Origin of the sequence: Streptomyces sp. NBC_01016 (genome assembly GCF_026341035.1) — a bacterium.
Taxonomy (GTDB): Bacteria; Actinomycetota; Actinomycetes; order Streptomycetales; family Streptomycetaceae; genus Streptomyces.
Window position 1 is genome coordinate 5,051,086 of record NZ_JAPEOQ010000001.1, and the last position, 22,379, is coordinate 5,073,464.

15 protein-coding genes are annotated in these 22,379 nt (G+C 71.4%); 10 read left to right on the forward strand and 5 right to left on the reverse strand.

All coding sequences use genetic code 11. The features are described from left to right. Positions 1 to 30 precede the first annotated feature (30 nt). Positions 31 to 462 (forward strand): hypothetical protein, encoded by a 432-nt coding sequence (locus tag OG746_RS22670; protein ID WP_266717299.1) that lies wholly within the window; start codon positions 31 to 33, stop codon positions 460 to 462. Next, positions 447 to 3,584 (forward strand): ATP-binding protein, encoded by a 3,138-nt coding sequence (locus tag OG746_RS22675; RefSeq protein WP_266717301.1) that lies wholly within the window; start codon positions 447 to 449, stop codon positions 3,582 to 3,584. Before OG746_RS22670 ends, OG746_RS22675 begins: the two co-directional genes overlap by 16 nt. Here the strand turns inward: OG746_RS22675 and OG746_RS22680 are convergent. Together OG746_RS22680 and OG746_RS22685 are read right to left on the reverse strand one after the other, a co-directional pair. Continuing rightward, complete coding sequence (locus OG746_RS22680; protein WP_266717303.1) at positions 3,565 to 4,362, reverse strand: ABC transporter permease; 798 nt, start codon at positions 4,360 to 4,362, stop codon at positions 3,565 to 3,567. The two genes, OG746_RS22675 and OG746_RS22680, sit on opposite strands and share 20 nt — an antisense overlap. Continuing rightward, positions 4,359 to 5,336: an ATP-binding cassette domain-containing protein gene (locus OG746_RS22685; protein WP_266717305.1), complete on the reverse strand. Its 978-nt coding sequence runs from the start codon at positions 5,334 to 5,336 to the stop codon at positions 4,359 to 4,361. The genes OG746_RS22680 and OG746_RS22685 overlap by 4 nt, the downstream gene beginning before the upstream one ends. 221 nt (positions 5,337 to 5,557) lie before the next feature. On the opposite strand from OG746_RS22685, the gene OG746_RS22690 reads away from it, so the two are divergent. The 5 genes from OG746_RS22690 to OG746_RS22710 all read left to right on the forward strand — a co-directional run bounded on the left by OG746_RS22690 (position 5,558) and on the right by OG746_RS22710 (position 16,352). Further along, entirely contained in the window at positions 5,558 to 8,206 is a 2,649-nt protein-coding gene (locus OG746_RS22690; protein WP_524540441.1) for a PA14 domain-containing protein, read from the forward strand. Between the two features lie 63 nt (positions 8,207 to 8,269). Beyond that, positions 8,270 to 10,672, forward strand: coding sequence for a beta-L-arabinofuranosidase domain-containing protein (locus OG746_RS22695; protein WP_266717307.1), 2,403 nt, complete (start codon positions 8,270 to 8,272; stop codon positions 10,670 to 10,672). Positions 10,673 to 10,770: 98 nt separating this feature from the next. Then, positions 10,771 to 13,119: a GH92 family glycosyl hydrolase gene (locus OG746_RS22700; RefSeq protein WP_266717309.1), complete on the forward strand. Its 2,349-nt coding sequence runs from the start codon at positions 10,771 to 10,773 to the stop codon at positions 13,117 to 13,119. Positions 13,120 to 13,296: 177 nt separating this feature from the next. Further along, positions 13,297 to 14,664, forward strand: a complete 1,368-nt coding sequence (locus OG746_RS22705) for a wax ester/triacylglycerol synthase family O-acyltransferase (protein WP_266719124.1) — start codon at positions 13,297 to 13,299, stop codon at positions 14,662 to 14,664. Between the two features lie 164 nt (positions 14,665 to 14,828). Then, a complete protein-coding gene (locus tag OG746_RS22710) occupies positions 14,829 to 16,352 on the forward strand; it encodes an SDR family NAD(P)-dependent oxidoreductase (RefSeq protein WP_266717311.1) in 1,524 nt (507 codons plus the stop codon). Here OG746_RS22710 and OG746_RS22715 read toward each other — a convergent pair. Continuing rightward, the gene (locus tag OG746_RS22715) at positions 16,331 to 17,179 is read right to left on the reverse strand and encodes an SDR family oxidoreductase (RefSeq protein ID WP_266717312.1); all 849 of its coding nucleotides are present in this window, start codon (positions 17,177 to 17,179) and stop codon (positions 16,331 to 16,333) included. The two genes, OG746_RS22710 and OG746_RS22715, sit on opposite strands and share 22 nt — an antisense overlap. 83 nt (positions 17,180 to 17,262) lie before the next feature. Further along, entirely contained in the window at positions 17,263 to 17,844 is a 582-nt protein-coding gene (locus OG746_RS22720; protein ID WP_266717313.1) for an HD domain-containing protein, read from the reverse strand. Positions 17,845 to 17,972: 128 nt separating this feature from the next. Between OG746_RS22720 and OG746_RS22725 the strand changes: the two genes are divergently transcribed. From OG746_RS22725 to OG746_RS22735, 3 genes are read left to right on the forward strand one after another with little or no spacing between them, the layout of a single operon-like run. Continuing rightward, positions 17,973 to 18,338: a hypothetical protein gene (locus OG746_RS22725; protein WP_266717315.1), complete on the forward strand. Its 366-nt coding sequence runs from the start codon at positions 17,973 to 17,975 to the stop codon at positions 18,336 to 18,338. A 59-nt stretch (positions 18,339 to 18,397) separates the two neighbouring features. Next, the gene (locus OG746_RS22730; protein ID WP_266717317.1) at positions 18,398 to 19,150 is read left to right on the forward strand and encodes a DsbA family protein; all 753 of its coding nucleotides are present in this window, start codon (positions 18,398 to 18,400) and stop codon (positions 19,148 to 19,150) included. Then, positions 19,147 to 19,989, forward strand: a complete 843-nt coding sequence (locus tag OG746_RS22735; protein WP_266717319.1) for a cytochrome c biogenesis CcdA family protein — start codon at positions 19,147 to 19,149, stop codon at positions 19,987 to 19,989. Before OG746_RS22730 ends, OG746_RS22735 begins: the two co-directional genes overlap by 4 nt. A gap of 733 nt (positions 19,990 to 20,722) precedes the next feature. Here OG746_RS22735 and OG746_RS22740 read toward each other — a convergent pair. Further along, positions 20,723 to 22,366, reverse strand: a complete 1,644-nt coding sequence (locus OG746_RS22740) for an amidohydrolase (RefSeq protein WP_266717321.1) — start codon at positions 22,364 to 22,366, stop codon at positions 20,723 to 20,725. Between the last annotated feature and the right edge of the window lie 13 nt (positions 22,367 to 22,379).

Consider the following 22,379-nt stretch of genomic DNA (forward strand, 5'->3'; position numbering starts at 1 on the left):
CGCGCCGGTGGCCGGTGCTGTACTTGGCTCATGAAAGCGCTGCTGGTGCTGTCCGTGCCGCTCTTGGTGTTCGCCCTGCCGACGTGCGGCCTGTGGCTGCTGGGGCGACGAGCGAAGGTCCCGGCCTGGATGATGACCGTGTTCCTGGCCGCCGGGTGGTTGACGGTGCTCGTCGGCGGGTTCCTCTCACAGCGTGCGCAACCGGCCCTGTTCCCGGAGACCTCGCCGTGCCACGGCGCCGGTACGCCGGTCTCGCGGTACCTGCCGCCGGATTCGTTCTGCCGGCACGACGACGGGGAACTGCGGACGGTCAACGGGCCGTCGGGCAAGCTCGTGTTCTGGCTCGCCCTGGGTGTAGCAGTCTCCGTGCCGGGAGTCGCCCTCGTGCGACGCCGCGTGGAGCCGGGGCGGCGCCCGCGCCCGGCTCGCTTGGCTAACCTGCACGGATGGCCACCGACCTGACCCTCCTGCCCCGCGTCGCCCACCGCGGGCAGGAGGTCACCGCGCCCCGGCTGCGCGGCCTGCTCGCCCTCCTCGCGAGCGAGCCGCGCACCGGGTGCAGCACGGAGCGGCTGGTGGCGGGGCTGTGGCCTGAGGAGCTGCCGCAGCACCCGGGCAAGGCGGTGCAGGTCCTCGTCGCGCGGGCGCGGGCCCAGCTGGGCGCCGATGTCATCGCGAGCACGCCGACCGGTTACCGGCTCGGCCTCGCCGATGACCAGGTCGACAGCTCCGCGCTGCTGCGGTACGCCGCCGTGTGCGCGGAGCGGGCCAGGGCCGGGGATCACGCAGGCGCGTTGGCCGGGGCCGAGGCCGGGCTCGCCCTGTGGGAGGGCGCCCCGGAGGAGGCCGGCGGCACGCACGATCCCGTGGCCGCGCTGCGCGCCGAACGTGCCCCGGTCCGCCGGGAGCTCGTCCGCGCGCGGGCCCTCGCGCTCGCCCGGCTCGGCCGGTACGCGGAGGCCGCGGGCCCGCTGGCGGAGACCGCCGTACGGCTGCCGCGCGACGAGGAGGTGCTCGCCGAACTGCTCCGCGCCGAGGCCGCCACGGCCGGCCCTTCCACCGCGCTCGCTCGTTACGAGACGTACCGCCGTGGGCTCCGGGAGGAACTGGGTGCCGAGCCCGGTGCTCAACTCCGTCACATTCAGGCCGAGTTGCTGCGGGACGAACCGGCCGTCGTCCGGCACGGCGTACCGCACGAACCGAACCAACTCCTCGGCCGTGAACAGGACATCGCCGCGGTGGAGAGACTGCTGCGTGAGGCGCGCGCCGTGACCGTTGTCGGCCCCGGCGGACTCGGCAAGACCCGGCTCGCGTACGCCGTGATCCGCCGGGCCGGGCAACGCGTCGTGCACGCCGTGCCGTTGGCCGGTGTCCCCGCGGACGCGGACATCGCCGCGGAGGTGGCCTCCGCGCTCGGCGTGGGGGAGGGGCGGCACGGCGCCGTCGCCGGGCATGCCCCGGCCGACCCGGTGTCCGGCATCGTCCGGACGCTCGGTGCCGGGCCCGCGCTGCTGGTCCTCGACAACTGCGAGCACGTCGTCGGGGCGGTCGCCGACCTCGTCCAGGCGCTGCTGTCCCGCGCCCGTGACCTGCGCGTGCTCGCCACCAGCCGGTCGCCGCTCGGGCTCACGTCGGAGGCGGTGCACGCGCTGCCGGAGCTGGGTCCCGACACCTCCGTCGAGCTGTTCGGCCAGCGGGCCAGGGCCGCACGGCCCGGCGTCGACCTGCCGCCGGACGCGGTGGCCGAACTGTGCGGACACCTCGACGGGCTGCCGCTCGCCGTGGAGCTGGCCGCGGCGCGGGTGCGGGCCCTGTCCGTGCCCGAGATCGCGCGCCGCCTCGGCGACCGCTTCGCCCTGCTGCGCGGCGGCGTACGCGACGTTCCCGAGCGGCACCGCACCCTGCACGCCGTCGTGGAGTGGAGCTGGAACCTCCTCGCGGACGAGGCCCGCGCCGCCATGTGCACGCTGTCCGTCTTCCCCGGCGGGTTCTCCGCCGACGCGGCGGAACGGGTCCTCGGCAAGGACGCGCTGGACGTGCTGGACGTACTGGGCGTATTGGAACAGCTCGCCGAGCAGTCACTCCTGACCGTCGCCGACACCCCCTCAGGGGTCCGGTTCCGGATGCTGGAGACCGTACGGGAGTTCAGCGCGGCCCGGCTCGCGGAATCCGGCGAGGAGGAACGGGCTCTCGGTCAACTCTGCTCCTGGGCACGCGAGTTCGGTGTCGCTCACTACGACACGCTGCTCGGCCCGCGTTCCCCCGACACCCGGGAGCTGATCAAGTCCGAGCAGGACAACCTCGTCGCCGCCCTCCGGCACGCCCTGGCCCGCGGCGAGGGGGCCACCACCGCGGCCGTCACCGCCGTACTCGCCGCCCTGTGGTCCACCGACTCGGACTTCGCCCGCCTCTTCGCCCTCGCGGCCGACACCGGCGCCCCGCTCTCGCACTACCGCCCCGAACCCGGGTACGTCGAAGTGGCCCGGGCCGCCGCGGTGTTGTGCGCGGCGAGCCTCATCGTGGACCACGCCCCGCGCGTCCTGCGCCACCTCGTCACCCTGCGCCGGCTGCCCCCGGCCCCGCCGGACACGCTGCTGCGCGCCATCGCGGTCGTGCTGGTCGCCGTACCGGAGATGCTGCCTCCCGACTACGACGTGCTGCGCGAACTCTGCGACAGCGACTACCCGTTGGTCGTCTCCGTCGCCGAGAGCGTCGCCACGTACGTCTGGGAGTACGAGCACGACATCGGCCGCACGCTCGCCTCGGCGCGGCGGGTCGTCGACGTCCTGGCGGCGGTCGACAGCCCGCCCCTGGAGGTCATGGGCTACTCACGGCTGAGCCAGTTGTGTCTGACGACGGGCGACGGCGACGCCGCGTACCGCTACCTCGGGGCGGCCCGCGAGGCACTGCCCCGGTTCGGCGACGAGAACGACTACGTCGGCATCCGCTGGGGGTTCGCGCTCGCCTGCCTGCAACGCGCGGATCCGGACGAGGCCGAGACGTGGCAGCGGCGGGCGGAGGCCGAGGGAACCGCGCAGAAGGACCCCTTCTACAGCCCGGACCTGGGAGTACGCGCCGAGATCGCGCTCGCCCGCGGCGACACCGAGGCCGGTCTTGAGCTGTGGCGCCGTGCCGTCGCACGGCTGCCCGCCGCCGGAGCGCAGCACGACGGGGAGCTGTGGCACGACCCGTGGGCTCTGCAGATCCAGGCGACGGCGGTGACGGCGCACGCGTACGTGGACCGGCTCGCACCGGTCGCCGACACGGTCGACCGGCTGCGGGCCGTGCACGCGGGGCCGACCGCCGACCAGCTGGCACTCCCCGTCCTCGGCACCGTGCTGCACGCGCTCGGCGCGGCCGGGCTCACGGACCGTACCCCCGAAGCCGTACGGACGCTCGCCCTGGCCGAACGGCTGTGGGTGCTGCGGGACTTCCAGCCCACGATGGCGGCGGCCCGTGCCCGACAGGCGGCCGAGAGCGCCGACCGGGCGGCGTACACCGACGCGGTGGCCGAGTACGCCGCCCTCGGGCGAGACGAACTGCGGGACGCGGCCCGCGCCGTCGCTACGCCGGATCGCGGTTGAACAGCGCCCTCGACCAGAAGAACCCGAGTGCGGTCAGGCCCAGGCACCAGGCGACCGCGAGCCACCCGTTGTGACCGATCGGCGTGCCGAGCAGCAGTCCGCGCAGTGTCTCGATGAAGGGCGTGAACGGCTGGTACTCGGCGACCGGCCGGAACCAGCCGGGCATCGCGTCGATCGGCACGAAGGCGCTGGAGATGAACGGGAGGATGATCAGCGGCACCGTGTTGTTGCTCGCCGCCTCGGCGTTCGGACTGGCCAGGCCCATCCCGACGGCCACCCAGCACAGCGCCACGGCCACCAGCACCGTCAGGCCGAACGCCGCCAGCCACTCCAGGGCGGACGCGTCCGTGGACCGGAAGCCGACGGCCACCGCGACCGCACCAACGACAATGACGCCGGCGACCGCTTGCAGCACGCTACCCACGACATGCCCGATCAGTACGGACCCGCGGTGGATGGCCATCGTACGGAAACGGGCCATGATCCCTTCCGTCATGTCCATCGTGACCGAGATCGCGGTCCCGGCCGGAGTGGCACCGATGGTCATCAGCAGGATCCCCGGTACGAGATAGCCGATGTACGCGCTGCGGTCGGCGGGGCCGCCACCGATCCCCGCGCTCATCACGTCGCCGAAGACGTACACGAAGAGCAGCAGCAGAACGATGGGTGTCAGCAGGATGTTCAGGGTGAGCGACGGGTAGCGGCGGGCGTGCAGGAGGTTGCGGCGCAGCATCGTGGACGAGTCGCGAACGGCGAGGGACAGGGCGGTGCTGTTCATCGGAGGGCCTCCTCGGGCCGGAGGGTCTGCTCGGCGCCGCCGGTCAGGGCGAAGAACACGTCGTCGAGGTCGGGGGTGTGCACGGACAGCTCGTCCGCCTCGATGCCCGCCGCGTCCAACCAGTCGAGTACGGAGCGCAGTTCGCGCTGGGTGCCGTCGCTGGGGATCCGCACCGTCAGCGCGTCGTCGTCCGCGGTGACATCGCGGAGCACGGCGACGGCGCCCCGGTAGCCGGCCGGATCGGTGAACCGCAGCCGCACATGGCCGCCCGGCACGAGCCGCTTCAGCTCCTCGGCGGAGCCCGAGGCGGCGATCCGGCCCTCGCTCAACACAGCGATGCGGTCGGCGAGTTCATCGGCCTCGTCCAGGTACTGCGTGGTGAGGAAGACGGTGACACCGTCGGCGACGAGTTCGCGGATCATGCGCCACATCGTGTGGCGGCTGCGCGGGTCGAGGCCGGTCGTCGGCTCGTCGAGGAACAGGATGCGCGGGGAGCCGACCAGCGTCATGGCGATGTCGAGGCGGCGCGTCATGCCGCCGGAGTACGTCGACGCGGGCTTGCTTGCCGCCTCGGAGAGGTCGAAGCGGTCGAGGAGCCCGGCGGCCAGCCGGCGGCCCTCGCGCCGGGGCAGATGGTGCAGATCCGCCATGATGTGCATGTTCTCCTCACCGGTGATCAGGCCGTCGACGGCCGAGAACTGCCCGGTCACCCCGATCGCCGCGCGCACGGCCTGGGGGTCGGCGGCGAGGTCGTGGCCGCCGACGGACAGCTCGCCCGCGTCGGCGGTGACGAGCGTGGAGAGGATCTTGACGGCGGTGGTCTTGCCCGCGCCGTTCGGCCCGAGCAGCGAGAAGACGGAGCCGGCCGGCACCGCGAGATCGATGCCGTCGAGCACGGCCTTGTCGCCGTAGGCCTTGCGGAGCCCCTTCGCCGCGATGGCGAGGGGAGGGGGTGTCGCTGTCGTGGTGGTCATGCGGCAGAGGCTGTGGCACGGCGCACTCAGGCTGGTTTCAGTGTGGTTTCAGTGGCCATCCGGGTCCCGCGGTCTTGCCGGGGACGCGCGCCCGTGCTGTGATGCCAACTGCCCGTCCCCGCAACAATGTTCAACGAAGTCCAACGTAATACACCGCAGTTGCACAGACCCGAGCGGCGAGCCGCCACTCATCCTCGACGCGTCCCAGCACAGGAGGATCCGTGCGCACAAGGAACCCCAGAAATCCCGGAGAACCCCGAACCCTCAGACGTCACGCAAGGCATCTGTCCCTGCTCCTCACCGCGGCCCTGGGCCTCAGCGCTCTCGCGGTGGCCCCGTCCGGCGCCGCCGCCACCGCGGACGACGACCCGGTCGTGCCGCACGGACTGAAGGGCGAGTACTACACCCAGTCCGCCTCCGGCGCCTTCGACTTCGACAAGCTCAAGGCCACCGGCTTCGACCCGCAGATCGACTTCAACAGCCTCGACTCCCGTCTGTCGTCCGCGACCGGCCAGGCGGACGACGCGAGCGTGCGCTGGACCGGGAAGCTGGTGCCGGAGAAGTCCGGGCCGACAACGTTGTCTATGATCGGTGACAACGGCTTCCGGCTGTGGGTCGACAACAAGCTGGTCATCGACCACTGGGTCGACGACTGGGAGAAGGAACAGACTTCCCAGCCCGTCGACCTGACCGCGGGCAAGGCGGTCGACATCAAGGTCGAGTACTTCGAGCACATCGGCGGCTCCAACCTCCACCTGCGCTGGACCGAGCCCGGTGAGAAGAAGGAGGCCATCCCGTCCTCCGCGTTCCGGATCCCCGACGACTGGAAGTACGACGGCGCCATCGGCACCACCGTGCTCGGCGACGGCCGCACCCTGAAGCTGGACTTCGCGCAGAAGCTGGGCGCCGTCCCCGGTGACATCAACGATCACCTGAAGGCCGTCATCGGCGGTGCCAAGTGGCCGCTCGGCACGGCGAAGGCGGACCCCGACGACCCGCGCGCGCTGATCGTGGGCCTCGACGAGCCGGTCGTCGGCAACAAGGACGGCGACGCCTCGGGCCAGGCCGACGTGACGTACGACGGCAAGGGCGGACTGGCCGGAAGCGACGGCACGGCCATCGGCTCCTTCTGGTCGAGCGGGCCCAACCACTCGACGCACGAGCTGACCACCAAGTGGGGCGACGACGTCACCCCGGCCAACGCCCACCGCGAGTACCCGCGTCCGCAGCTCACCCGCGACAAGTGGAAGAACCTCAACGGCAGTTGGGAGTTCGCCGCCGCGAAGGAGGGCGAGCAGCCGCCGGTCGGCAAGAAGCTGGGCGAGAAGATCCTCGTGCCCTACCCGGTCGAGTCCCAGCTCTCCGGCGTCCAGCGCCACGAGGACCGCATGTGGTACCGGCGCACCTTCACCGTGCCCGCCGACTGGAAGGTCGGCGACAAGCGGCGGCTGCGGCTCAACTTCGGTGCCGTGGACTGGAAGTCGGAGATCTACGTGAACGGCACGAAGGTCGCCGATCACAAGGGCGGCTACGACAAGTTCAGCGCCGATGTCACCGACGCCCTCAAGCCGGGCCGCACTCAGGAACTCATCGTCGGCGTCTACGACCCGACCGACGCCGACAACGCCGAGAACCCGCCCATGGGCAAGCAGCGGCTCGACCCCAGCGGTATCTGGTACACCCCGTCCTCCGGCATCTGGCAGACCGTGTGGATGGAGCCGGTCGCCGCAGACCACGCCACCGACCTGAAGGTGACGCCGAATGTGAAGACGGGCGAAGTGGCCATCTCCGCAACGGGTGTTCGTGACGGCGTCCCCGTCACGGCGACGGCGTACGCGGACGGCAAGAAGGTCGCCACCGCCACCGGAACCTCCGGCGGACCGCTCACCCTGAAGATCGCCAAGCCGCACCTGTGGTCGCCCGACGACCCCTTCCTCTACGACCTCAAGGTGGGCGTCGGCGAGGACAAGGTCGGCAGCTACTTCGGGATGCGCTCGATCTCCGTCGAGAAGGTGAACGGCACGCCGCGCACCATCCTCAACGGCAAGCCGGTCTTCATGATGGCCACCCTCGACCAGGGCTTCTGGCCCGACGGCCTGCACACCGCGCCCAGCGACGACGCGCTCGCGTACGACCTGAAGATGCACAAGAAAATGGGCTTCAACTCGGTCCGCAAGCACATCAAGGTCGAACCCGACCGCTGGTTCTACTGGGCCGACAAGCTCGGCCTGATGGTCTGGCAGGACATGCCGGCGATGGAGGCCGGCACGAACCCGTCGACGGCCGCCCGCGCCGAGTTCGAGCGCGAGATGAAGATCATGATCGACCAGCACATCAACCACCCGTCGGTCGTCATGTGGGTCACCCTGAACGAGGGCTGGGGCCAGTACGACGAGGGCCGCCTCGCCACCCAGGCCAAGTCCTGGGACCCGACCCGCCTCATCAACGGCATGTCGGGCCTCAACCTCGGCAAGGACGGCGGCACCGGCGACATCATGGATGAACACGGCTACCCGAGCCCCGCCCTGCCACCCAAGCCGGACGGCGAACGCGCCCTGGTCGCGGGCGAGTACGGCGGCCTCGGCCTCGCGGTGCCGGGCCACGCCTGGTCGGTCCAGCAGTCCTACGTCGACGTGGACCCGGCGACGTACACGGACGGCTACCTCGAGAAGCTGGACGAGGTGCACAAGCTGGCCTGCAAGGGCGGCAACGGCGCCGTCTACACGCAGATCTCCGACGTCGAGGGCGAGTTGAACGGTCTGCTCACCTATGACCGCCGGGTCGTCAAGCCCGACGTGAAGCGGGTGCACGACGCCCAGCAGGCGCTGATCCGCGACGCCTCGCAGGACACCGTGGCGAACTGCTCCTGACCCGTACGCCCTTGGGGCGGGCCCGTACTCACGGGCCCGCCCCTCTTTCGTAGGAGGCACTTCATGACTGTGACTCGACGCGGCGTGCTCCAGGCCGCGACGGTGGCCTGTGCGGCCACCGCGTGGGGCGGTGCGGGCACCGCGACGGCGCGGGCGGACGCGTCGGGACCGGCCGCCGACGCGTTCACGCGCTTGCCCGTCGGCAGCGTCACCGCCGACGGGTGGCTCGCCGGCCAACTGCGCCTGGAACTGGCCGGACTGTGCGGACGGTACGAGCGGAAGTCCCACTTCCTCGACATGGACACGTGCGGCTGGATCCACCCGGAACTCGCCGGCTGGGAGGAAGTCCCTTACTGGCTGCGGGGGTTCGTGCCCCTCGCGATCGCCACTCGCGACGCCGACGCGCTCGCCACGTGCAGGCGCTGGATCGACCCCATCCTCGCCACCCAGCAGTCCGACGGATTCTTCGGGCCGCGCGCCCTGCGCACGTCGTTGAACGGAGGCCCGGACTTCTGGCCGTTCCTGCCGCTCCTGATGGCGCTGCGTACGTGGGAGGAGTACACCCACGACGAGCGCATCGTGCCGTTCCTGACCCGCTTCATGACCTACATGGCCACCCAGGGGAAGGGTGCCTTCGACAGCAGCTGGGTCTCCGTGCGCTGGGGCGACGGCATCGACACCGCGCGCTGGCTGTACGAGCGGACCGGCGATGCCTTCCTCGTGGACCTCGTCGGCAAGATGCACCGCTACGGAGCCGACTGGACGGGGAAGCTCCCCACCCCGCACAACGTCAACATCGCCCAAGGCTTCCGCGAACCCGCCCAGTACGCCCAGTGGGCCACCGAAGGGGCGGCGGAACTGCGCCGCGCCACCTACCGCACGTACGACCAAGTGCTGCACGAATACGGGCAGTTCCCCGGCGGCGGCATGGCGGGGGACGAGAACGCCCGGCCCGGGTTCGGCGACCCGCGCCAGGGGTTCGAGACCTGCGGCATCGTCGAGTTCATGGCCAGCCACGAGCTGCTCACCCGGATCACCGGCGATCCCGTGTGGGCGGACCGCTGCGAGGACCTGGCCTTCAACATGCTCCCGGCCGCCCTGGACCCGACCGGCAAGGGAATCCACTACGTCACCAGCGCCAACGGCATCGACCTCGACAACACCCGCAAGACCGACGGGCAGTTCCAGAACGGCTTCGCCATGCAGTCCTTCCAGCCCGGCGTCGACCAGTACCGGTGCTGCCCGCACAACTACGGCATGGGCTGGCCCTACTTCGCCGAGGAACTGTGGCTCGCGGGGCCCGACGGTGGGCTGGTGGCCGCGATGTACGCGCCGTGCGAGGTACGCGCCGAGGCGGGCGACGGGGTGAAGGTCACGGTGCGGGAGGAGACGGAGTACCCCTTCGACGAGACGGTGACCCTGAGCGTCGGCGTGGAGCGTGCGGTGGAGTTCCCGCTGCGCCTGCGCATTCCGGGGTGGTGCGAGGCGCCGCGCCTGACGGTCAACGGCCGCCCGGTGAAGGCCGCGAAGGGGCCCTCGTTCGCGGAGGTCCGGCGCACGTGGCGGGACGGCGACGAGGTGCGGCTGCGCCTGCCGCAGAGGACCGCGCTGCGCACCTGGAAGGGGAACCACGACAGCGTCAGCGTCGACCACGGCCCGCTCACGTACTCGCTGCGGATCGGCGAGAGATATGTGCGCACGGGCGGCGACGACACATTCCCCGAGTACGACGTGCACGCCACCACGCCCTGGAACTACGGTCTGATAGCGGGCAGTTCGGCCACCGTGCACCGCAAGGAGGGGCCGCTCGCGGACAACCCGTTCACCCTGGACGGCACGCCGCTCACGCTCACCGCGCGGGCCCGCCGCATCCCCGAGTGGATCGCCGACGAGGAGGGCGTCGTCGCACCCCTGCAACCGAGCCCCGCGCGCAGCCGGGCGGTGGTGGAGGACGTGACCCTGGTGCCGATGGGCGCGGCCCGGCTGCGGATCACCGCGTTCCCGACCGCGGCCCCGAGTGGTAGTTCGTGGACGCCACAGCCGCGCCACCACCGTGTGCTGAACCGGCACAGCGGCAAGGTCCTCGCGGTCGACGGCATGTCGACGGACAACGACGCGCGGGTCGTGCAGTTCCGCAATGCGGGCACCGGCGACCATGCGTGGCAGCTCCTGCCGGCCGACGCGGGCGCACTCCGGATCCGCAACGGCCAGAGCGGTAAGTACCTGGCAGTGAAGGGGAGTTCCACCGCCGACAGCGCGCTGGTCGTGCAGTACGAGGACGACGGCAGTGGCCGGGAGGGCCTGCTGTGGGAGCGGGAGGAGCAGAGCGACGGCTGGTTCCTGCTGCGCAACCGGCACAGCGGCAAGGTGCTCGGTGTCGACGGCATGTCCACGGCCGACAGCGCACAGGTCGTGCAGTTCGCCGACAACGGGACGGAGGACCACCTGTGGCGGTTGGATTCTTGATGGGTGCTGGAGTCTTGGTGGGCGCCGGAGTCTTGACGGGCCGTTGGGGCGCACGAAGAATGACCAGCCATGCTGACAACGTTGTCGAAGGGTGCAGGATGAGAAGCCGCAGAAGACCCGTCCGCCGCACACTGGGGGTGCTCGCCGCGGCCGCCGCGCTGCTCGGCGCCGGCCTCGCGGCACCCGCCGCGGCCTCGGCCTCCTCCGGGGACGGCCAACTGACCGATCTGGTCAACCCGTTCATCGGCACGGAGAACGAGGGCAACACCTATCCGGGCGCCGCCGTCCCCTTCGGCATGGTGCAGTTCTCGCCCGACACCGGGCACAACACCGGATACGACTACTCGGAGAACCACATCCGCGGCTTCTCCACCGTCCATCTGTCCGGCGTGGGCTGCGGGTTGGGCGGCGACCTGCCGGTGCTGCCGACCGTGGGTGACATTGGGAGCACGGACTACGCGAAGTACGCGGCCGAGTTCAGCCACGACGACGAGAAGGCGTCGCCCGGCTACTACAAGGTGGGCCTGAAGACCGGCATCGACGCGGAGCTGAGCGCCACCAAGCGGACCGGCGTGCAGAAGTACACGTTCCCGGCCACCGACAAGGCCAACGTGATGATCAACGCGGGCCAGTCGCTGCACAAGACCGTGCACACCAAGGTCGACATCCTCGACAGCAGGACCGTGCGCACCGCCATCACCGGCAGCGGCTTCTGCCAGGACACCAAGCAGTACACGCTCTACACGATCACCAAGTTCGACCGGCCCTTCGCCACGTCCGGCACCTGGAAGGGTGACACCGTCACCGAGGGCTCCAAGTCCTCGGCCGCGGACGCCGAGCGCAACGGCGCGTATCTCCGCTTCGACACCAGCAAGGACCGCACCGTCGAGGCGACGACCGCGATCTCCTACGTGGACGCCCACGGCGCGGCGCTCAACCTCCGTACGGAGGGCGGCCGTTCCTTCGACTCCGTGCACGCCGCGGCCCAGTCCGCGTGGGAGGACCGGCTCGACGACGTCAAGGCACAGGGCGGCAGCGAGACCCTGCGCCGCACCTTCTACTCCTCGCTGTACCGCTCGTTCCTCGCGCCGAACATCGGCAGCGACGTCGACGGCCGCTACACCGGCTGGGACCAGAAGATCCACCGCGCCAAGGGATTCACGTACTACCAGAACTGGTCGCTCTGGGACACGTATCGCACCCAGGCGCAGCTGCTCTCGCTGCTGGCGCCGCGCGAGTCGCGGGACATGGCGCTGTCGGTGATCCGGATCGACAAGGACAGCGGCTGGCTGCCCAAGTGGGGCTACGGCACGGTCGAGACGAACATCATGACCGGCGACCCGGTCACCCCCTTCCTCACCAACGCCTACCAGCAGGGTCTGCTCAAGGGGCACGAGGAGGACGCCTACCGGGCGCTGAAGAAGAACGCCGACGGCGTGCCGCCGGCCGACTCCGCCCCCGTGGGCCGCGAGGCCAACAAGGAGTACCTCGCCGACGGGTTCGCGCCGTACATCAAGGACCGCGAGCACGTGAAGCCCGGCGACTCCGATTACGACCACGGGGCCTCGGCCACCCTCGAGTACGCCCTGTCCGACGCCATGCTCGGCCAGATGGCGAAGGAGCTCGGGCACAAGGACGACGCGAAGCGGTACACCGAGCGGGCGCAGAACTACCGGAAGATCTACGACAGTTTGACCGGATTTTTCCGTGCGCGCGACGCTTCGGGTGCCTTCACCGGCCCCGCCGACCCGGCCAAGAGCGAGGGCTTCCACGAGGGCACGTCCTGGCAGTATCAGTGGCTCGTCCCGCAGGACCTGCCCGGCATGGTCGATCTGATCGGCGGGAAGGAGGCCGCGAACAAGCGCCTCGACTCGTTCTTCGCCTACGACGAGCTGGTGAAGGACCCCGCGAAGACCGCCCGCGAGGTGTGGGTCAACGGCCCGTACGACTACTACAACGCGGACAAGTACAACCCGCAGAACGAGCCGGACCTGATCGCGCCCTACACGTACCTCTCCACCGGTCAGCCGTGGAAGACCACCGACGTGGTGCACGCCGCGCTGACCCTGTTCACCGACACCCCGACCGGCATGACCGGCAATGACGACCTGGGCACGATGTCCGCCTGGAACGTCCTGTCGTCGATCGGGATCTTCCCGGTGCAGCCCGGCACGGACACGTGGAGCCTGTCGACGCCCGTCTTCGAGCGGGTCGACGTCACGCTCGACCGGCGCTACTACCCGAAGGGCGCGCTGACCGTCCGGGCGCCCGGCACCTCGGAGGGCAACCGGTACATCCAGTCGGCGCGGACGGACGGCGCCGCGTACGACAAGACGTATCTGACCACGGAGGATCTGCGGGGCCTGCGGAACCTGTCCTTCACCGTCGGCGGCGAACCGTCGGCGTGGGGGACCGGTGCCGACGCGGCGCCGCCCGCCCTCAAGTGACGTAAACGACACGCCACTTGAGTGGTCTACTGAGTCACATGAGACCCGCCTCTCCCAGAGGGGCGGGTCTTCATCAGTTGTTAACGCAGAGTGGCATGATCGTACTTGACCGTAATCGACTGCTGGCGGTTGACTGCGGGCTCACCGTCGTCGACGCGAGAGCCCTTCATGACCTCTCTGAGTTCGGACTTGCTCGCTCCACTCGACCTGACTTTCTGGAACATCGAGACCGCCGAACACCCCATGCACCTCGGGGCGTTGGGCGTGTTCGAGGCCGACGACCCCGGAGCCGCCCGGCACGCCTTCGAGCTGCTCGCCACCCGCGCCGCGGGCGTGGCGGGCCTGCGGATGCGGATCGCCGGCGTGCTCGTGCCGGTCGGCGGCGCGGCCCGCGTGCCCGCCGCCGACTTCGACCCGCTCGACCACGTGTGGATGGCCGGGCCCGTCGACGACTTCCACGCCGCCGCGGGCGCGCTCATGGAACGCCCGCTCGACCGCGGCCGCCCGCCGTGGGAGGCGCACGTGCTGCCGGCCGCCGACGGCGCGTCGTTCGCCGTGCTCTTCAAGTTCCACCACGCACTCGCCGACGGGCTGCGCGCCCTGACCCTCGCCGCCGGCGTCATGGACCCGATCGACCTGCCCGCCGGTCGCACCCCGAAGGACGCGCCCGCCCCGCGCCGCGGACTGCGCCTCCCGTTCCCCGGCCTGCGCGAGATCACCCTCGGTGACCTCGACCCGCGCCGCTACCCCGACCATGTGCGGGCGCTGGCGACCAGCGCGACACAGGCCGTGTCCATCGGCGCGTCCGTCGCCCGCGCCACCTGGGGTGTGCGCACGTCGCCCGCGCTCACCTCGAAGGCCAGCGGCACCCGGAGCACCGCAGGGGTCGTGCTCGACCTCGACGACGTGCACCGCATCCGCAAGACGGTCGGCGGCACGGTGAACGACGTGCTGATAGCCGTGGTCGCCGGAGCCGTCCGGCGCTGGCTCGACGAGCGCGGCGACGGCAGCGAGGGCGTCGAGCCCCGCGCCCTCGTCCCGGTCTCCCGGCGCAGGCCCCGCACCGCCCACCCGCAGGGCAACCGGCTCTCCGGCTACCTCCTGCGCCTGCCCGTCGCCGAGCCGGACCCGGTGGAGCGGCTGCGGGTCGTACGGGCCGCCATGAACCGGCGCAAGGACGTCGGGCCCACGCGCGGCGCGGGCGCCGTCGCCCTGCTCGCCGACCACGTCCCACCGCTCGGCCTCCGGCTCGGCGGCGGCCTCGTCGGCCAGAACGCGCGCCTCCTCTTCGACCTGCTGGTCACGAGCGTGCCGCTGCCCAGCCTCGGCCTGAAACTGGGCGGCTGCCCGCTCACCGAGGTCTTCCCACTGGCGCCGTTGGCCCAGGGCCAGTCCCTCGCGGTGGCGGTGTCGACGTACCGCGGGCGGGTCCACTACGGCCTCGTCGCCGACGCGAGCGCCGTACCGGACCTCGACGTGCTGGCGCGGGCGATCCGGGAGGAAGTGGCCGCGCTCGGGGCGGCGTGCGAGAAGGCGGCGACCTGACGTAGCCGCTGGTGCCGACGACCGTCATTTGGGTCGACGCCGCTCCCGCCAGTATCCTCCGGATCTGGCGGGATCAACCGAGTGACCTGTAAGGTGCCGCCTTTTGGCAGCCGCGGCCCCCAGGTGTCGCCGCGGCACGAGCGACACGAGGAACAGCAGCGGCGATGACCGTGACAGAGGACAACCAGGCCGACGAGGTCGTCGAGGCCACGGACGCCGTCGAGAGCGGCGACGCCGACCTCGGCCCCGGCATCGACCCCGAGCGGCTCGCCGTCTGCCTCAGTGTGCTGGAGGAGCTCGACGAGATCGACGTCGACCATCCCGACGCGATCACCGTCCGCAGGGCCACCGCCGGCATCTACCGGACCGTGAAGCAGCGCCGCCGCCAGGAGCGCCGCGCCGCCAAGACCGCCCACGACAAGGCGGTCACCGAGGCGACGGCGACCGGGTCCGCGCAGCGCATCGACGACGAGACCGAGGGCATCCTGCCTTCCTCGCAGACCGAGGAGGGCAGGTTCGCGGGGATACTCCAGCGCCCGCGCTCCTGCTACACCTGCAAGACCCGGTACGTGGAAGTCGACTACTTCTACCACCAGCTCTGTCCCGACTGCGCCCGCCTGAACCGGACGAAGCGCGACGCCCGCGCCGACCTCAGCGGCAAGCGCGCCCTGCTCACCGGCGGCCGCGCCAAGATCGGCATGTACATCGCGCTGCGCCTCCTCCGTGACGGCGCGCACACCACGATCACCACCCGGTTCCCCAAGGACGCCATCCGCCGCTTCAAGGCGATGGAGGACTCGGCGGACTGGATCCACCGCCTGGAGGTCGTCGGCCTCGACCTGCGCGACCCGGGCCAGGCCGTCGCCCTCGCCGAGCAGGTCGCCGCCGCGGGCCCGCTCGACATCCTCATCAACAACGCGACGCAGACCGTGCGCCGGCTGCCCTCCGCCTACGCCGCCCTCGTCGACGGCGAGAGCGCGCCGCTGCCCGCAGGAGAGCTGCCGCCGCACCACGTCATCGGCGCCTTCAACTCGGGCTCCGTCGACGGCATCGCCGCGCTGCCCATCGGCACCAGCGGCATCGACGCCCAGAAGGTCGCCGACCTGGCGCTCGTCGCGGGCAACGCGAGCGTCGAGCGGCACCTCGACGGCTCCGCGATCGACGCGGGCGGCCTCGTCCCGGACGTCGTCGATTCCAACACCTGGGTGCAGACCATCGACCAGATCTCCCCGGTCGAGCTGCTCGAGACCCAGCTCTGCAACTACACGTCGCCGTTCATCCTGATCAGCGCGCTGCGCCCGGCGATGTCCGACGCCGCGAAGAAGGCGGAGAGCGGACGCGCGTACGTCGTCAACGTCTCGGCGATGGAGGGTGTCTTCGGCCGCGGCTACAAGGGCGCGGGCCACCCGAACACCAACGCCGCCAAGGCCGCGATGAACATGGTGACGCGCACCAGCGCCCACGAGATGTTCCAGGCCGACGGCATCCTGATGACCTCCGTCGACACCGGCTGGATCACCGACGAGCGCCCGCACTACGACAAGCTGCGCCTCGCCGAGGAGGGCTTCCACGCCCCGCTCGACCTGGTCGACGGCGCCGCCCGCGTCTACGACCCCGTCGTCCGCGGCGAGGCCGGCGACGACGTGTACGGCGTCTTCCTGAAGGACTACGAGCCCGGCAAGTGGTGACGCAGCTGCTTGTGGACGGCGTCGTTCGACGCGCCGCCCGCTGAGGCGGCGCGCACCCGCGTACCGCCGTCCACAAGCAGCTCCGCCCCGGTGATCCAGGACGCCTCGTCCGAGGCCAGCCAGCGCACCGCGCGCGCCACGTCCTCCGGCTCCCCGATCCGCCCGGTCGGAAGCCCCGCCGCCACCGACTCCTCGGCCCGCTCCCACACGAAGCGGGCCATCTCGGTGCGGACGAGGCCGGGGGAGACGGAGTTCACGCGCACCAACGGGCCCATCTCGCCCGCCAGTTGAGCGGTCAGGTGCAGCAGTGCCGCCTTGCTGGTGCCGTACGCGCCGACGTTCGGGCCGACATGGCCCGCGCCCTCCGTGCACACATTGACGACGGCGCCGCCGTGCTCGCTCATCCACGCCCGCCACGCGCACTGCACCAGACGCAGCGGTGCCTCCACGTTCATCGTGAAGGCCGTGCGCCAGGTATCCGGATCGGCGTCCATGAGCGGGCCGTACGGCTGGTTGGTCGCGGCGTTGTTCACGACGATGTCGACCCGCCCGAACTCGGCCATCGTCCGCTCCGTCACCTCCCACAGATGCGCCGGATCGGCCACGGACCCGGGCACACCCACCGCCTCCGCGCCCCGCGCCCGCAGCGCCGCGACGGCCTCGCGTACCCCGTGCGGATCCCGCGCCGTCACGCACAACAGGGCGCCGGAGTCTGCGAGTTCCTCCGCGATCGCGCGGCCGATGCCGCGCGAGGCGCCGGTCACGACGGCCGCCCTGCCGTCGAGCACGCGCGGGTGATCCGTGGGAGCCATCGGGGACGCAGCCATGCGCGTACGGTCTCACGGGCGCACGGTGTATGACGATGTGTCAGCCGTGCACGGTTCGTGGGCCGTTTGTGGAGGCCGCCGGACTAGCGGACGTACGCGGCGTGGGTGGCCGCCACGAGTTCGAGCACCGGGCGCCAGTCCTCCAGGACCCCCGCGTCGAGGCCCACCACCTTGCCCGCGTCGTCCGCCTGCCGCACCGTCACCGCATCCTCGGAATGCGGGTCCGCCTCGAACGCCGCCACCTCCCGGGGCGTCATCGGGCCGCCCTGAACGCCCAGCGTCAGCGCGCTCTGCGGGGACAGGCCGCGCCCCGGCTCGGTCGTCGCCAGATACCGCTTCGCCGGCACGTGCAGCCGTACGAGCTGTGCCACCCGCTCGCCGAGGAGGCCGCGCACCGCGTCCGCCGCCCGGTCCGCGTGCCCCGCGTCGTCGCCCGGGCACAGCAGATGCCCGAGGTCGTGGACGAGGCCCGCGACCTGCAACTCCTTGTCGCTGGGCCGGGAGCGGCGCAGCAGCGCCGCCGTCTGCAGCGCGTGATCGTGCAGATCGACGGGATCGCCGCTGCGGTCCGGGGCGTCCCAGGCGCCCCGGCAGGCGTGCAGGGCGGCCATCAATTCCTCGACGGTGCGCAGTTCGACGCGTTCCATGGCAGTTGACTTCGCCATTGAGACTCCTCCCGAAGCTCTTCCGCAGCCTGTCCGGAAGCAGACCATGGCGAACTGAGGCCGAGCCGACCCACCGGTCAACAGGACGTGAACGCTGTCCCCTTTCTCCCATGGTGCAGAATTGCCGCATGCGCCGCCTCACCGTTCCCGCTCTGCTGGTGACCCTCCTGGTCACCGTGCTGGGCACGGCATGGGGCAGCGACTTCGGCGGCGCACCCGTCGAACCGGCCCCGGCCCTCGCGTCCGTACAGCAACTGGCGTCGCCGGGCACACCGGACTGCGACCCACAGGGGCAGCACGCCCCCGACAGCCGCCAGGGCGTGCCCACGCGCGGCACGAGCGCCCACGAACTCCTCGCCCCGCTCGCGTACGCCCACGGGCACGGCGCCGCCGCGCCGCTCACGGGCATCGTGCCGCCGACCCCGGTGGGCCGCGGCCCGCCGCCGCCCAACGATCCGCCCTCACCGGTCGAACTGTCCGTCCTGCGCGTGTAGATGACGCCCCGCCCCACCCGTCATCACGCATTCCTCACGCACGCAAGGACGACTTCGTCATGCCCAAGAACACCTCCATCCGCGCCAAGCAGCGCCGCACCGCCGCGATCGCCGCATCCGTCGCCGTGGCCGCGATCCTCCTCGGCACCGTCTCGTACACCGCGACCAGGCCCGAGGCCCGTACCGACGTGGCCGACCAGCAGCAGGCGGACACCACAGAGGCCAACGACGAGCTGACCGACAAGCTCGTGAAGCTCGCCCGGCGCGACGCCAAGGACCCGCTCGCGCAGGGCCGCGCCGACGCGCCCGTGGTGCTCATCGAGTACGCCGACTTCAAGTGCGGCTACTGCGGGAAGTTCGCCCGCGACACCGAACCCGACCTGGTGAAGAAGTACGTCGACGACGGCACGTTGCGCATCGAGTGGCGCAACTTCCCGATCTTCGGCGCCGACTCGCAGTCCGCCGCGCGCGCCGCGTGGGCCGCCGGACAGCAGGGCCGCTTCTGGCAGTTCCACAAGGCGGCGTACGCCGACGGCGCCAAGGACAAGGGCTTCGGCGCGGACCGCCTCGACGCGCTCGCCCGCGAGGCCGGGGTGAAGGACCTCGACCGGTTCCGCACCGACCGCGCAGGCAAGGCGGCGCAGGCCGCGGTGAAGCAGGACAGCGACGAGGCGTACGCGCTCGGAGCCACCTCCACGCCGTCCTTCCTCATCAACGGCCAGCCCATCGCGGGCGCGCAGCCCGAGGCCGCCTTCGAGCAGGCCATCGAGGCGGCGAAGGCGCAGTCCGCGAAGTCCGGCGGCGGCAAGTGAGCGACATCGGCTACTTCGCGGCATTCCTCGGCGGCCTGCTCGCCCTGCTCAGCCCGTGCAGCGCGTTGCTGCTGCCCGCGTTCTTCGCGTACTCCATCGACAGCCCGACGCGGCTCGTCGCCCGCACCGGAGTCTTCTACCTGGGGCTCGCCACCACCCTGGTCCCGCTCGGCGCCGCCGGCTCGTACGCGGGCCGCTTCTTCTACGGCAACCGTGACCTGCTCGTCTCCATCGGCGGCTGGCTGATCATCGCGCTCGGCGTGCTGCAGATCGCGGGACGCGGCTTCGCCTCCCGCCGCATGTCGGAACTCTCCGGCCGCATCCGCCCCACCAACGCGGTGTCGGTGTACGCGCTCGGGGCGGTCTACGGCCTTGCCGGCTTCTGCGCGGGACCGATCCTCGGCAGCGTCCTCACGGTCGCGGCGCTCGGCGGGCACCCGGTGTACGGCGGTGCGCTGCTCGCGGTGTACGCCCTGGGCATGGCCGTACCGCTGTTCCTGCTCGCGCTGTTGTGGGAACGGTTCGACCTTGGCGGGAAGCGGTGGCTGCGCGGCCGTCCGATCCGCATCGGCCGTTTCGAGACGCACTCGACGTCGCTGGCTTCCGGTCTGTTCTTCCTGGCGCTCGGCACGCTGTTTCTGGTCTTCGACGGGACGACGGCGCTTCCCGGACTCCTCGACGTCGACAACTCGTTCGCCGCCGAGCAGTGGGCGCGCGGCATGGGCGACCGCGTCCCGGACCTGCTCGTCCTGGTCGCGGTCGTCGTGCTGGTGGGAGCGTTCTTCCTCGTACGGACCCTGCGTGGGCGCGCGGAGAACGTGCCGGTCGAGAGCGATTAGCGTCCGGCGGCAGGGGGCGAGTTGACGCCAATCTCCGGCGTCGGCCGCCCCGTCCCACGCGCCTCGTCGGCCCCGGGCGACGCCTGGGGCCGCGTCAACACCGCCTGGCGACACGCCGTGATGTCCTGAAGTGCCCCCGTACGAGCGAAAACCCTTCGCGCCTGGACGGGTGTCCATGGCTGAATGAACGCCAGGCGACCTCCGAAAGACCCAGAGATTCCAGCCCCAGTGAGCGGACCCCCGCTCATATGGTTAGGCTGTAGCCGCACGGTTACCGCAAGTGGGTCCGACACCTCGACCCATGGTGGCCGTACAGGGACAGACCGAGAACCACGGCCGACCCAACGAGCGACAACCGGCGCCACCGCGCCCGAACTGGCCCTCTACACAAGCCCGATCGGGCGCCGGACCCCGCGCGACGCAGGGACGGACCGCCGAAGCGGGTTACCCGACACACAAGGAGTGCGCGGTGACACCAGAGAAGACGAATCGCGAACAGAGCCCTAAGGACCGAGCCGAGCGGGCCGGCCGACGCAGGCCGGAGAAGCTTGGCAGTCTCGACGTCTGGGCGAGGTCGGCGCCGATTCGCCTCGCGGGTTACGAGGACGATCTGGCTGAGCCGCACATTCTGCCCAGCGTGGATTGAGTCCGACGGGGCACCTATAGCCCCGCCTTTCGGGCGAGAGCCCGCGGGGTCCGGGGAAGAGCCCCGAGGCCCCAGCCCCGTTGGGCGTCAACTGGCAAACACTCGCTGACCCCCGACGAAGGTCTGCTCGACACGCGTCGCGCCGATCTCCGTCGCGGGCCCGGCGAACGGGTCCCTGTCCAGGACCACGAGGTCCGCGAGACACCCCGCCGCGATAACCCCGGTATCGGCGTCCAGATGATTCACGTACGCGCTACCGGAGGTGTACGCCGCGAGCGCATCGCCCAGCCCGATCCGCTGCTCCGGCAGGAACACCGGCGTCCCCGCAGGCGCATCCGCCAGCACCCGGTTCACCGCGACATGGATCCCCTGCAACGGATCCGGGCTGCTCACCGGCCAGTCGCTGCCCGCCGCAAGTGTCGCCCCCGCCCCCAGCAGCGCCGCGAACGGGTACTGCCGGGCCGAGCGCTCCGCCCCGAGGAACGGGATCGTCAGCTCGTCCATCTGCGGCTCGTGCGCGGCCCACAGCGCCTGCATGTTCGCCGTCGCGCCCAGCTCCCGGAACCGGCCGATGTCATCGGGGTGCACGACCTGAAGGTGAGCCAGGTGCGGGCGGGTATCCGTCCAACCATTGGCCCCCCGTGCCGCTTCCACGGCATCGAGTGCCTCGCGGACGGCCCGGTCGCCGAGCGCGTGGAAGTGCACCTGGAAACCGTGGGCGTCCAGCTCGGTCACGTACTTCTTCAGCGCCTCGGGCGGTACGAAGCTGATCCCGCTGTTGTCCGAGCGGCAGCCGCAGCCGTCGAGATACGGGCCGAGCAGCGCCGCCGTGCCGTTCTCCGCCACCCCGTCCTGCATGATCTTCACGGTCGTCGAGCGGAGCCGGCCACGGGTGCCGGCCTCGCGCCGGGCGAGCAGTTCCCCGATCTGCTCGGTGCCGCGAGCGCGGTCCCACCACAGCGCGCCCACGACACGCGCGGTGAGCCGCCCGTCGTCGGCGCACGCCAGATACGCGTCCGTCGGGTCGGTGAGGTTGGCGTGGTCGCCGAGGATGGCGTCCTGCCAGGCCGTGACGCCGAGCGAGTGCAGGTGCTCCTGGGCGCGGAGCAGGCCCGCGATCTTCTCCTCGCGGGTGACCGGAGGCAGCAGACGGCCGACGAGGTTCGCGGCGCCCTCCTGGAGCATGCCCGTCGGCGTGCCGTCCGGTTCGCGCTCGATGCGGCCGTCCGCCGGGTCGGGGGTACGGGCGTCGATCCCCGCGGCCCGCAGGGCACGCGAGTTGACCCAGGCGCCGTGGTGGTCGCGGTTGACCAGATACACCGGCCGGTCCGGCACCAGGGCGTCGAGCTCGGCCGCCGTCGGCAGCCCGCCGGGGAACGCCTCCATCGCCCAGCCGCCCCCGGTGATCCACTCGGCGTCCGGGTGCGCGCTCGCGTACGCGGCGATCCGCTCCCGGTACTCGGCGAGCGTCGTCGAGCCGCTCAGATCGCACTGGCCCATCTCCATGCCCGCCCCGACGGGGTGCGCGTGCGCGTCCTGGAAACCGGGGATCAGCAACTTCCCCGCCAGGTCGACCACTTCGGTGCGCGGGCCTATCAACTCGCGTACTTCGTCGTGGCCTACGGCGACGATCCGCTCGCCGCGCACCGCGGCCGTGGTGGCGCGCGAGCGGGCGGGGGAGCCGGTGTGGACGGGACCGCCGGTGAAGACGAGGTCGGCGGGTGTGGACATGTTTTCAACTCCT